Raw genomic sequence first — 13,094 nt, forward strand, 5'->3', positions numbered from 1 at the left:
ACCATATAACACCCAAGCAATCTGCAGAAAGACGGCAGGTTGCGGTGTGTGAAGACGCATGAAGACGAAAGTTTGCGAACACACAAGCTGTACCTTGATCACATACCCGATTTGCTGAAGCGTTCGAGAGAACGAGTCAGTACCCGAATTTCTTGACGACCATAGAGCGTTGGAACCACCTGATCCCATCCCGAACTCAGCAGTGAAACGATGCATCGCCGATGGTAGTGTGGGGTTTCCCCATGTGAGAGTAGGTCATCGTCAAGATTAAATTCCAAAACCCCATTTGCGTAAGCAGATGGGGTTTTGTTTTAAGTGAAGGTCATACATTTTCGCTGGAACGTTACGTTAGTAACGGGTCGGCTACAGAATTTCTTGACGACCATAGAGTGCTGGAACCACCTGATCCCATCCCGAACTCAGTAGTGAAACGGTGCATCGCCGATGGTAGTGTGGGGTTTCCCCATGTGAGAGTAGGTCATCGTCAAGATTGAATTCCGAAACCCCAGTCTGCGTGAGCAGACTGGGGTTTTGTCGTTTAAGCCGCCGGCATTGAGGCGCCGCAGGCTTGTGCTATGAGCGCAGCACAGCGCGGGGCACGTTCTCCATTGCACCATCAGCAAAGCCCTGTAAGAACTCTCTGAAGCCCTCTGTGCTCATCGAGTTGTCATCTGTAGGCTCGGCAACGATGGTCCAAGTAGCAACGCAGCTCGCACTGCCGTCGGGGACAACCGTCATCGAAGCCCAGAGCTTGCTGACGCCAAGGTTGTTGTAGATGGTTGTCCATGTCATAGCCAGCGTGTTGTCGTCGTGGTAGTTGAGTTGCTCGACCACCACAAGATCACCCTCCTTGAATCTCTTGTAACGGACTGAGCCAGGCCCGTTACCAATCACTTCAATACTCGCAAGCTCCGGAATGAACTGCGTGAAACCACCGAAATCGCCTACGACCTTCCAGACCTCACGCGCCGGTGCGTTTACCGAGATAGCAGACACCACCGGTTCCCCGCGAGGATTGGTAATCAGCGTATCGGGCGACAGGGAGCCAAGGGTGTTGAGCGGCTGAATAGCGTTCATGTTGTTCTCCATAACTTAAGGGGATGTTGCGTTGGGATGTATCAGATGAAAGCAATCTCTTTCAGGTACTCGCAGCCCTTGCGCAGCAGCGCCGGGGTTTTCGAGGGATAGCACTCGCCCATTCGCTGAACACCCGCATAGGCGTTCTGGTAGGCGATCTTTGAAATGTCTCCGATGTCTTCCTCAAACCCGCCCAGGTAAAAGCCGAGCACGCCGAATAGAGCGTTCTCGCTGTCCACGCGATTCAACTGGGTTTGCCACTCACTGACGCTGACCATCTCGAAATCACTGCCCGCTTCACGGAACGCACTGACGTAATTGCTCCAGCTCAACGGCTCCGGGTTGTGGAGGTTGAAGACTGCGTGGGCTGGCTGGTAGCGACTGGCGTGAAAGCTGATGAATCGGGCGAGGAAGTCGACAGGCATCAAGTCGAAGGTCATGGAGAAGTCCGGGACCTGGCCCAGCTGCATCGATCCCTTGAGCATTAGCATCAGGCGATTCTTGTGCGGCTGGCAGACACCGCTTGTGCTGTTGAATGCGATATTGCCTGGGCGGTAGATGTTTACCCACGCGCCTCGCTCCCGAGCTTGCTGCAGGATGCGCTCGGCGACCCACTTGGAGAGGTTGTAACCGTTCTTGATATAAATCGGCGGTGTAGCGGCAGCAGGTGCTTCGAGGACGCTCCCGTCAGCCCCAACGGCGCTCGAAGCAGAAAGTGTGGAGACGAAGTTGAACACTTTCTTGCTGCGCCCTTCGCACAGCTTCAGGCATTCGTAGATTGGCTCAACGTTATCCTTGGCCAGGGTTTCGTAATCCTGGACGTGGTTAACGTTGGCGGCGTTATGCACTAACGCGCCAAACTCGCGATCAAGCCGCTCGTACACCTCGTTGTTCAACCCCAGCTGTGGCTGCGTGACGTCGGCGGCGTAAACCCGTACTCGCGCCAGATCTAGATGCTCAAGACGGTTTTCTCGCAGTGCCTGGATAAAGCGGTCCTGGGCCGTCATCCCTGCGCTTTCACGCACCAGACAGGCAACCTCGGTTGCGCCCCACGCCAACAGCGCTTGAACGATGTGAACGCCGAGAAAACCATTGGCGCCGGTAACGATGACTTTGTGTACGTCGCCCATGCGCTCCACGGGCACTATCGGCAGCTCGAAGGGTGCCGAAGCATCCAGGAATGCTTGCGGGCTGACGCTCCATGAGGTGGTGCCATCGCTGTCGAGCAGTGACGCCAGATTGGTCAGCGTCGGCGCCTCGATGAAGCGATTGATCGGGATGCTGCGGCCGAACCGTTCGCGAATGCCCAGCAGCATCTGAGACAGCAGAATCGAGTGGCCACCCAAATTGAAGAAGCTCTCGTCTGTTGAGATTTCACCAGGCGGAAGCTCCAGCAGATCCGCCCACAACGTCAGGAGCCGCCTCTCGCTTTCGGTATCGGGCAAACGACGTGGCACCTGCTCCAGCATGTTCACGGGCAACTGCAACAGCGCCTTGCGATCAACCTTGCCATTGCTGGCAAACGGCATGCTCACCAACTCCGTGTAGGCGGTCGGCCGCATATAGTCGGGCAACAAAGCGGCGACATGGTCCTTGAGCAAGCGCCGAGCGGCGTCCGGTTCTACGTCGTGCGGTTGCGCGAGAAAAGCCAGGATGCGCCGCTGGCCATCGATCACCACCGCGACCTGGCGGTACAGCTGGCTGTCGCGCAGGCAGTGCTCGATCTCTTCAGGCTCAACCCTGAATCCGCGTATCTTCACCTGGTTGTCACGTCGCCCGGACAGCTCGATGCCATCGCTCGTCCACTTGCCGATGTCCCCGGTTCTGTAGGCGCGAACGCTTTGACCATCACCCAGGGCGACATGCACATAGCGCTCATCGGTGAGCACTGGGTTGTTGATGTAACCCATGCACACGCCCGGACCGACGATGTAGAGCTCGCCGGGCGTCTGGTCCGCGACAGGCTGCATATCCTCGTCGAGAATCAGGACTTGGCTGTTGGCGATCGGGCGACCCAGGTTACGGTTGCTACCGCCGGGTTGAAATTGACCGGCTGTGATCAACACCGTGGCCTCAGTCGGGCCGTACAGGTTATGGAAGTGACATTGCGCTGCCAGGCGTTCAATCACGTAGGGCTCGCAGACATCACCGCCGGTGCACAAGTGCTTGAGCTTCAGCGGTCGGTCAATCGGCAGGATGCTCAACAAGGCAGGCGGCAGAAACGCGTGGCTGAGATTCTGATCCAGCAGCTCGGACAGTTGCAGCGGATCACGACGCTGGTCATCGCTCGCCACGATCAGTTCAGCGCCGCTGAGCAGTGTGGGGAATATGTCGATGACCGATGAATCAAAACTCAGCGTCGAGAACTGCAGCACCCGGCTTTCTTCGGAGAGTTCGACGTAGTGTGCATACCAGGCCGTGAAATGGCTCAGGTTACCCTGACTTAGCATCACGCCTTTCGGGTGTCCGGTTGTGCCCGAGGTGTACAGCGCCATGCATGGCGCGTCAGTCTCCGGGCAACATCCCATCAGCGACTGCGCCGTCGGCACGATCTCGATGTTGCTGATATCCAGCCCCGGCACAACAACGCCTGCCAGCGGGTGGCTGCCATCATGCAGCAGTAACGTAGCGTGGGCGTCCTCGAGGATGTATTGCTGCCGCTGAACAGGCTGGCTGGGGTCCAAAGGCAGGTACACCGCTCCGTTGCCCAGGATGGCAAGGATCCCGGCGAACAGCGCCGCAGATTTCGGCATACAAATGCCAATCACCACCGGTTTCGCCGACACGTGCGGCAGCATGGCCCGTATCTGCGTCTGGATGGCGACGCTGTGCGCGCGCAGTTGGTCATAGCTGATGCGCTCGCCGTCGATACTCAGCGCCGTGCGCCCGGCGAATTGGCTGAAGCTGTGATCCAGGCGTGCGACAAGCGTCTGCTCGGCGACACGCAGCAACTCTGGCGCGGCGGTGAAGTTGAAGCAGTGCTCGAAGGCCAGTCGGTCCAATCGCAGCAGGCTTTCCTGGCGCTCACTGTGCGGCGGGTCGACGCGCTCGGCGCGCGCGAAATACTGGGTATCACGCGAGAACCGGCTGATCAGCATCGCGACGTTGTCGACCAGCGTTGCGACCGCAGTGTCCCTTAGCACGCGTCCGTTGCCGGAAAGCGTGGTAGCCACGGCATGGCACGCGATCAAGCGCTGGGCCGTAGCCGTCCCGAGCCAGCACACTATTTCCAGCTCAGGCAGTGCCCGCTCGCTCACCGGTGTCAGTGCTACCCGGAGCCCAAGATGCACGGCTGCCTTGAACGCGCCCCGTTCTGCATGGGGCAGTTCCAGCGTGCCGTCCTCAATGATGATCGACGCGTCCTTCAGCGCTATCAGCTCAAGCGTGGCCTCGTTACGCAGGTGGTGAATCAGATGCCCGTGGGCGTTTAGTTCAGCACTTAGCTCATTCATCGCCCGGCTCTGACCGATGAGCACAATCTCCAGGCGCTTCATTGCAGGCCTCCGGCTGGTAGATAGTCCGCAAGGGCATGCTGGACGCAGGGTGAGTCGAGCATCGAGCTGGAGGTGAAGAAACGCATAATGTTGCCCACCAGCGGATGGTGGCGATTGATCGGGAAGCACATCGCCTGCGTCTCTTCCCTCAGTGCCTGTCTGATCGGTTCTGCGACGGGCAAGCTGTCGATCAGTAGGAAGTCAAAAGACTTCTGGATGTCATTGGTCAAATACTGAGCAATGAATACCGGCAGGATCTGCGCGATGAGTTGCTTGTCCTGTTCGGACGCTGCGTGCCAGTAGATCCTGACCAGACGCGCCCAGAAACCCGAGTGCCGTCCCTCATCAAGCAGGTGGTCCGCCATGAGGCCTTTGACGGACTGCTTCACCGTGTCGTCCTTGGCAAACGCCGCCACGTCGTTGGTCACAGTGTTCTCGGCAATCGCCACGCAGATGAGCTCGACCGCGCTGCGCAAATGGTCCGGCGCCAGGGCCAGCGCAGCGGGAATGGCCCGGCTGAGTTCGATTTCCTGTGGCAACGGGATTGGCTGGATGCCGGTGAGGGCGATGGTTTGCTGCATGAAGTCCATCGCGACCAGAGCGTGGTAATCCTCATCGACGACCACCGTCATGGCGTCATATCGGCAAGCAAAGGGAAAGCGGATTGCGAAGTTGTCTTTGGCGATGCTTCGCGCGGTCTTGTCGACGATTTCGGTCTCGAAAATCACCACGTCGTTGATGAACTTGTACAGGCTCTGCACCAGCGCCAGATCGCGCAGATGGGCGCATTCGCGAGTGAATGTCTCGCTTAGTACCAGTGGCTGACGGCTGAGCGGGTAGATCAGTTTTTCGTCGTTTTCGACAATACGGCGCGGGCGTGTGCGAATCGTCGCGCGGCCTTCCCAGGCATCGACGAACGACAAGTAGTCTTCGGCTTTCATGATGGCGTCCTTGTGTGGAGGGCTGGTCGAGTGCGGAGGCGTGATGGACTCATGCGCTGACCTCCCGCGCGGTTTCACGCAGGGTCAGTTGCAAGGCGTCCCATAGCGCGATGCGGCTTTCGACGGCGGCGATGGCAGCGGCATATACCTCGCGCTGGTGTTGTTCATTGCCCGCGACTAGCCTGGCCAACAACGATTCCGCAGCCGGGCCGTGATCCTCGGAGTCCACCTCGATGTGGCGCTCCAGGTAGTAGCGAAAGGTCGGTGCCTTGTCGGCAGTGATGCCCCAGTCGTCGAGAATCCGCTGGAACATCTGCGGGATAACACTCTCGCGACCGTGCAGGAACGCAGCAGCCACGCAGTGCGCCGGCGCATCCAAGGCAATGTCCAGCGTGTCTAGAACGAAGTGCGTGGCTGCTCGGCCTGCGCCGACGCTGTCGAGCGCGGTTTTGTAGTGAATGCCTTCGCGCAACAGTTCGACGAAATGCTCGATGCGAGCTGTGCTTGCGCCGATCTCCCGCATCGCGTCCAGATACAGTTCGAAGTGGCTGTAATGATCGTGGCGTCCTGGCCGATCATCCGACTCCTCACCCAGTACGATTTCGTTAATGAGCCGCGCCGCCTTCGGGTCTTGCGGCGGCAGCCAGGGCAGTCGGGTGCACGTCAGCTCCTGCTGCAGCCGCTTGGTGAGTGACATGAAATCCCAGACCGCAAACACATGCACCTCCATGAACCGCTGAAGGACGTGGAGTGAATCGATTTCGGAAAAAACAGGGTGCGCGCTGAGTGCTGATTTCTTCGCGATAAGTTGCTGTTTGAGACTATCCATTTTTACATCCTTGATAGATTGAGTGCGTCACGAACTGTGCTAATTGCCAAAACCGAAAGTCGTTTTAAGTTGCTGTGTAAACAATGGATAACATGACTTCCATTAATGTCAGGCAATAAGAAGTCGCGACCTTACTATGTGAGTGGTCAATAATCGTGTAGGCAGGAACGAGGCGTGCTCGTTTAGCTAACGCCTTCGCTGACCAGCGTCGGTGGGCGAATAGCCCTGAAACGTTGGTCGCCAGAAAACGTTAAAACAGTTTCAAATGGTTCCGCAAATACTTTTTAATATAATTAACAACTTATATAAATCGGGCGCGAGAAGTGGCAATAAAACTTCTGAATAAAGTTTTATATAGGCGAGCGCAACCCTTCCGGCTCATTAGAGCCAGAATTGAAATGAATGAACGAATACCTCGTTCAGCGTTGCGCGTTATCGGGCTAATACAGTTTTTTAGAATTTTTGGTGTGGGCGACATTCAGGCTTTCACTTCAATGTCTCCGCCCAGGGCAATGCTCCTTTTGCCGCTCCATGAGAACTGCCTTCCCTGAACCGGCTGCAGACCGATTCGTCGTCCGAGTTTGCCTGAACACGGCGGTATACCGCGTCACGACTGCCAGGTTTCACGATAGGTGCATGAGCAGCGGCCCGAGCATGGGCGGGCCGGTTTTTAGTCTTGGGGGGCTTCAGAAGGGAGGGCGCGAGGAGTCGATGCAGAAGGAGAGGGCGGCGGTGTGTGTTCAGCCGCCGAGCAAGCCGAGGTGCGTGTTGATGATGTGCAGCAGGCGATCGCGTTGCGAGCAGAGGAAGTCATGTGTGCCGCGGACTTCGATCAGTTCGAACTCGCGACGCGTGAACTCTCGCCATTTCATCATGCTGGCCGCGGTAGCGACCGGATCATCGCTGCCGTACAGACCGGTCAACGGGATGTCCAGGCCCCCGTCCGCGCAGTGTGACCAGATCTCAGACAGCTTCACGTCGCTGCGCACGACAGGCTCCAGCAGCTTCAGGCGTTTCTTATCCTGCGCGAACGTGTTCGGAAGCACGCCCAGCGTGATCAGCGCTTGAATGAAATCGTCCTGCGGCAGGGTGTGCAAATACGGCCAGGGCTGTCGGCTGTCAGGGCTGCGGCAGCCGGAGACGACAAGATGACGCGTCAGATTCGGGTAATGATGCTGCGCCAGCCTGGCCATTTCATAAGCGACACGACCGCCGAAGCTGTGGCCGTAAAACGCATGGGGCTCGCTCAGATAGGGCTGCAACGCGAGGAAGGTGTCTTGCAGCAAGGGCGCCCACTGATCGTAGGGCGTTTCCTTGAGCCGGCTGCCGTGGCCGGGCAGGCGCAGTGTGACCAGTTCGATGTGATCGGCAAGGCCTTCGGACCAGTCACGAAAGTGCTCCGGATCGCCTCCTACGTGAGGAAAGCAAATCAGGCGTGTCCTGACGGGTTGTCCGGAATTGACCACCATCAGCCATTTGTTCTTTTCGGCTTGCACTCAGCTTCCCGAGCCTTGATAAAGGCGTCATAACCGTGGAGCCGGGTCCTTCGGCGCATACGCCGTCATTAACGGCGTTCGTTGATGCCTTGTGCTTCTTGGCCGATTAGCCAGAGACGAGCAAGGTCAAGGTTGAATAGAGCAGTGAATGTTACTGGGTGACGACGCGCTTTCTTGAGGCCGCCGCAGGTTTTGCCTCTTCCGCCTTGCGGGCGCTCAAGTAGGCATTGATGGCTTCGACACCACGATTCAAGTGGTTAGTCAGCGCCTCGATTGTGGCGTCCACATTACCGGCGCCGGCCATTTCCAGCAATTCGATGTGGTCGTTTTGGGACACCTTGCCCAGATTCATTTGCTTGAGATTAAAACGCAAGAAGCGCTCTTCCTCGTTCAAGCCGTCCTCGACCAGTTTGAGCAGGCGCTTGTTGTGCGCCTTGCAGTACAGCGACATATGGAACTGGCGGTTGAGCGTGCCCATGATGCTGTAGTCGGTTTCGACTTCAAGCTGTTCGATGTAGCCACGCGCCATGCTGATGTCTTCGGCGGTCAGCAGCGGTATCGACTGCCGCAGCGCCTCGCACTCCAGCAGGATGCGCAACGCGTACGCATCCGTTGCGTCCTCGTTGATCAGCGGGGCAACCACCGCACCCTTGTGGGTCTCGACGCGCAGCAACGACTGAGCTTCCAGCTGACGCAGCGCCTCGCGGACAGGCATGCGGCTGACACCGAAAAGCGTCGCCAGCTCTTGCTGGCGCAAGGCGATACCTGCCGGGAGGCGGCCTTCAAGGATGGCGCTGCGCAGTTTCTCTTCGATTATGGCACGCGCCTGATGCGCAGGCGGCTGCTCATCGCCCAGGGTTTCCCGCAGAAATTGCTCTTTCTCAGTCCTGCGCATGCTTGATCTTCTTCGGCTAACCAGTTATTGGATCCAATGGAACACTAGAGAGCGCTGCTGCCCTTGTCAAACTTTGACACAAGTTTAGCGGGCTGCCTCGGCGCGGCATTCTACAAGGGAATGAGCGCAGAGGTATTGCCATCAATCGGGGATTGGGAGCGGGATGCCCAGCCTCGGTTACGCAAGTCGTGCGGCACTCAAGGCTGGTTTCACAGACGATCGGTGTCAGATATAGCGGCCCGTCACGAAATGCTGCACATCATTGAAACCGGGCGTGGACGCATGCCCGGGTGTCACGAGGGAGTCGATGAACGCTTCGTCCTCGGCAGTGATGTTCACGCTGAGCGCTTTGGTGTAGCTGTCCCATTGCTCCTCGGTGCGTGGCCCGACAATGGCAGAGGTCACGGCCTGGTTGTTCAGCACCCAGGCGATGGCAAATTCCACCAGACCTACGCCTTTGGCCTGGGTGTACGCCTGGAGCTTCTGGGCGATGTGCAAGGACTCGCTGCGCCATTCGGTTTCCAGAATGCGCTTGTCCTGACGGCCGGCGCGGGTGCTGCTGTCCGGCGTTACATCGGGGGCGTACTTGCCGCTCAAGACGCCGCGCGCCAGCGGGCTGTAGGGCACGACGCCCAAACCGTAGAACTTCGCTGCAGTGATCTGCTCCAGCTCGGCCTGGCGGTTGACGATGTTGTACAGCGGCTGGCTGATTACCGGTTTGTCGACGCCCAGACGCTGAGCGACATTGACCACCTCGGCGATACGCCATCCGCGGAAGTTCGACACGCCCCAGTACCGGATCTTGCCCTCGCGAATCAGATCGCCAATGGCAGACACGGTCACTTCAAGCGGCGTGTTGTGATCTTCCTTGTGCAGGTAATGGATATCGATGTAATCGGTGTCGAGACGACGCAGGCTGGATTCAATTTCATTGAAGATGTGCTTGCGATTCAGGCCGCTGGCGTTCGGCGCGGTATTGCCCGAGCTGCTGCCGACTTTGGTGGCGAGGACCCACTCGCTGCGCCGTTTGGCGATGGCCTCGCCAACGATTTCTTCTGATCGGCCGGCGTTGTAGACGTTGGCCGTGTCAATGAAGTTGACGCCTTCATCCCAGGCCTTGTCGATGATGCGCAGGGATTCTTCGGTGCCCGTCTGCACGCCGAACATCATGGAGCCCAGTGTCAGCGTTGAAACCTGAAGGCCGGATTGGCCAAGGGTGCGGTATTTCATTGCTCGATATCCTTTTCGTCAGGAAAGTGGAAATCAGGACAGTCTGGGACAGGCTTGCAGGGGTGTCGTAAAGACCGGTCAGACCGACAGCTCTAGGCCGGACATACTCACCTGTTTGGGCAGGTTTTGAAAAGTGACAAATTGACGGAACCGCGTGTCGCTGAGCGCGGGCTCAGAGCGAGATGTCAGCGTGAGTGAGCTTCGCGTGTCGCCCCGCCAGAAAGCACAGTGTGCCGCCCATGCCGGTCAAACACGCCAAGACATAAAACATGGTCGGCGCGGGGCTGTTGATCAATAAGTAGCCGCAGATCACCGGGCTCAACGCCCCGCCGAAGGCCGCCAGATTTTGCGCACCCAGGTAACTCCCGCGAAGGTGATCGGGTGCAATGGTGTCGACAAACAGGTATTCGGCGGGGTAGATGATCATCTCGCCCAGCGTGAAGACGAACATGGCGGCGCACCAGGCCAGGGTCGTTTCAGCAAAACTGAAACCGACAAGGCCGATCGCGAACAATGCAGTGCCGAGGCAAATCCAGTAAGGCAACTGCTCGCGCTTGAGAAAGCGGCCGATCTGGTACTGCATCAAAATGACCGTTACCGCATTGCACGCCAGTACCGCTGAGAGGATTTTCAGCGCCTGTTCCGCCGAGTGCGTGACCAGCAGAAACTGCGACAGGTACAACGTATACCGGCCATGCACGATGGTGCTGAGCAAGCTGCCGCCCGTGAACAGAATCAGCGTGCGGTCGTTTTTCAGCGTGATCAGGGTGTCCAGAAAACTGCGCGGCGGGTGTTCGGTGTCTGCGACTGTGCGCGGAATGCCGAGCATCAGAAAAAGACTGCAGAATGCGATGGCGCTGGCGATGAAAAACGGCGCCAGTGGCAAGTGCCCGGCAATAATCACGCCCAGCATCGGGCCTGTGGCGTAGCCAATGTTGGTGAGTGTATAGCGCAGCGAAAAAACCTTCGCACGCTGACCGATGGGCAGGTTTTCGCTGATGATTGCTTTGGAGCCGATCAGAAACAGCGCCGAGGCCGTCTCCGTGATCACCAGCGTAAGGGTCGTCAGATAGACGTTGTGGGCGAAGGTCAGCAGCGCGAAGCCGATGGCGCTGGACAGCATGGCCAGGATCAGCAATTTGCGCTTTTCCAGCCGGTCGATGACGTAGCCACCGTACAGCCCCAGCAGTGTGGCGATGAAGACCGCGATGCCCATCAGCAGTCCGACGTCTTGCTGGTTGAGTCCCAATCGTGTGCTCAGGAACAGCGACAGCAACGGGCTGGTCATCGCCCGGCTCATGACGATGGTCAGCGAGCAGATCATCAAGCGGCGGATGACGAGGGAGTAGGTGGGCACTCTTGGTTTCCTTTATGTCAGCGCTTCCTTCTGTAGGAGCGCACTTGCCCGCGAATGCGTCATGCCTGATATCGAGTCAGGGACTGATACATCTCAATCGCGGGCAAGCGCCCCTACAGAAATCCGTGCTTGGTGTTCGTCCGTGATTCGTCGCGCAGCCGTTTACTTCCCCTGATTCATACCGACCTTGGTCACCGCTCCCTGCTCCAGCTCCCACTTCTTGAGGATCTTGCCATAGGTGCCGTCGTCGACCATGGCCTGCATCGCTTCGGCAATGGCCGCCGCCAGTTCAGGGTTGGACTTGCTGACGCCCAGGCCGGTGAACTGTTTCGAGATCGCCAGACCGAGCGGCTTGTACGTGTCTTTCTCCTGAGACATCAAGTACGGAATGGTTTCACTGCCTTGCATCGCGGCGTCGAGCCGGCCCTGACGCAGCTGAGCGCGAGCGTCAGCCGAGCCTTCGGAACCGCTGACGATGATCGCCGGCTTGCCTTTCGCCTCGCAGTTTTCCTTGCTCCAGCCAGCAATTTCCGCAGGCCAGGTGGTTCGACGACTGGTGCCAACTTTCTTGCCGCACAGATCGGCTGGCTCATTCAGGTCAGCGTTTTTGGTCAGCGTGTACAGCTGCGGCCCGCTGGCGAAGTAGTCGATGAACGTCACCGACTTCTGCCGCTCGGCCGTGTCGGTCATGCCCGACAGAATGATATCGAAGCGTTTGGTCACCAGGCCGCTGACCATTTGCTCGAAAGCGGTCTCCTGCCATTTGATCTTGACGCCAAGTCGCTCGGCCAGGGCGTTGCCGAGGTCCACATCCAGGCCGGTCAGCGTGTTGGTGCTGGTGTCTTTGAAATCCATCGGCGGATAGTTCGGCACGATGGCGGCGGTAATTTCGCCCTTTTCCTTGAGGCTGGCAGGCAGCGCGGCGAACACCGACGCGGACGCCATCAGGCCGGCGAGCAAACTGGGGATGAAGATCTTTTTCATGGTCGTTCTCGTTTGTTCTGGTTTAAGTGCGAACGGCAGAAATGAAGCTTTGGGTTCTTGGGTTTTGTGGGCTTATTAGAATGTCTTCCGGGGTGCCGGCCTCCACAATCTGGCCGCCGTCCATGAACACCATCCGGTTGGAAACTTCGCGGGCAAAGCCCAGTTCGTGCGTCACGACGATCATGGTCATACCGCTGTGCGCCAGGTCACGCATGACCGACAACACCTCGCCCACCAACTCCGGATCGAGGGCGGAAGTGGGTTCGTCAAACAGCATCAGCTTGGGCCGCATCGCCAATGCGCGAGCGATCGCGACACGCTGTTGCTGGCCGCCGGAGAGCTCGACGGGATAGGAATGGCGCTTGTCCGCCAGTCCGACGCGGGCCAGCAACTCGGTGGCTTCTTCGGTCGCCTCTCTGGGCGAGCGCTTGAGCACCTGGATCGGGCCTTCAATCACGTTCTGCAAGGCGGTCATGTGCGGGAAGAGATTGAAGCGCTGAAACACCATGCCGGTGCTCAAACGCTGACGGGCGATCTGAGCGTCCGTCAGTTCGTGCAGCTTGTTGCCGACGATGCGGTAGCCCACCAGTTCGCCGTCGACCCACAAACCGCCCTTGTCGATTTTTTCGAGCTGATTGACGCACCGCAGCAGTGTGCTCTTGCCCGAGCCCGAGGGCCCGATGATGCACAGGACTTCGCCTTGTTCGACTTCAATGCTGACGTCTTTGAGGGCGTGGAACTGGTCGTAGTATTTGTTCAGGCCGACGGCTTTGACGATGTTTCTCATGCTG

The 13,094-nt window shown here is 58.3% G+C and carries 10 protein-coding genes and 2 rRNA genes; 2 read left to right on the forward strand and 10 right to left on the reverse strand.

The window, feature by feature from the left end; all coding sequences use genetic code 11:
• Positions 1-151 precede the first annotated feature (151 nt).
• Positions 152-267, forward strand: a 5S ribosomal RNA gene (gene rrf, locus BMY98_RS13580).
• 107 nt (positions 268-374) lie between these two features.
• Positions 375-490: ribosomal RNA gene (gene rrf / locus BMY98_RS13585) — 5S ribosomal RNA — on the forward strand.
• A gap of 83 nt (positions 491-573) precedes the next feature.
• Here the strand turns inward: rrf (BMY98_RS13585) and BMY98_RS13590 are convergent.
• From BMY98_RS13590 to BMY98_RS13635, 10 genes are all read right to left on the reverse strand, one after another.
• Positions 574-1,077, reverse strand: coding sequence for an SRPBCC family protein (locus BMY98_RS13590; RefSeq protein ID WP_245760063.1), 504 nt, complete (start codon positions 1,075-1,077; stop codon positions 574-576).
• Positions 1,078-1,118: 41 nt separating this feature from the next.
• Entirely contained in the window at positions 1,119-4,571 is a 3,453-nt protein-coding gene (locus BMY98_RS13595) for a non-ribosomal peptide synthetase (protein WP_074890006.1), read from the reverse strand.
• On the reverse strand, positions 4,568-5,512 hold the full coding sequence (locus tag BMY98_RS13600; protein WP_074890009.1) for a diiron oxygenase: 945 nt from the start codon (positions 5,510-5,512) through the stop codon (positions 4,568-4,570). The genes BMY98_RS13595 and BMY98_RS13600 overlap by 4 nt, the downstream gene beginning before the upstream one ends.
• Before the next feature lie 49 nt (positions 5,513-5,561).
• Positions 5,562-6,341, reverse strand: coding sequence for a DUF3050 domain-containing protein (locus BMY98_RS13605; protein WP_074890011.1), 780 nt, complete (start codon positions 6,339-6,341; stop codon positions 5,562-5,564).
• A gap of 740 nt (positions 6,342-7,081) precedes the next feature.
• Positions 7,082-7,837: a thioesterase II family protein gene (locus tag BMY98_RS13610; protein WP_074890014.1), complete on the reverse strand. Its 756-nt coding sequence runs from the start codon at positions 7,835-7,837 to the stop codon at positions 7,082-7,084.
• Positions 7,838-7,988: 151 nt separating this feature from the next.
• Positions 7,989-8,732, reverse strand: coding sequence for a GntR family transcriptional regulator (locus tag BMY98_RS13615; protein WP_074890017.1), 744 nt, complete (start codon positions 8,730-8,732; stop codon positions 7,989-7,991).
• Between the two features lie 225 nt (positions 8,733-8,957).
• Positions 8,958-9,962, reverse strand: a complete 1,005-nt coding sequence (locus BMY98_RS13620; RefSeq protein WP_074890019.1) for an aldo/keto reductase — start codon at positions 9,960-9,962, stop codon at positions 8,958-8,960.
• Between the two features lie 172 nt (positions 9,963-10,134).
• Entirely contained in the window at positions 10,135-11,319 is a 1,185-nt protein-coding gene (locus tag BMY98_RS13625) for an MFS transporter (protein ID WP_074890022.1), read from the reverse strand.
• Between the two features lie 162 nt (positions 11,320-11,481).
• Positions 11,482-12,303, reverse strand: coding sequence for an ABC transporter substrate-binding protein (locus BMY98_RS13630; RefSeq protein WP_074890025.1), 822 nt, complete (start codon positions 12,301-12,303; stop codon positions 11,482-11,484).
• A gap of 22 nt (positions 12,304-12,325) precedes the next feature.
• Positions 12,326-13,090, reverse strand: coding sequence for an amino acid ABC transporter ATP-binding protein (locus BMY98_RS13635; protein WP_074890028.1), 765 nt, complete (start codon positions 13,088-13,090; stop codon positions 12,326-12,328).
• Positions 13,091-13,094 lie beyond the last annotated feature (4 nt).

Origin of the sequence: Pseudomonas graminis (genome assembly GCF_900111735.1) — a bacterium.
Lineage (GTDB): Bacteria > Pseudomonadota > Gammaproteobacteria > Pseudomonadales > Pseudomonadaceae > Aquipseudomonas > Aquipseudomonas graminis.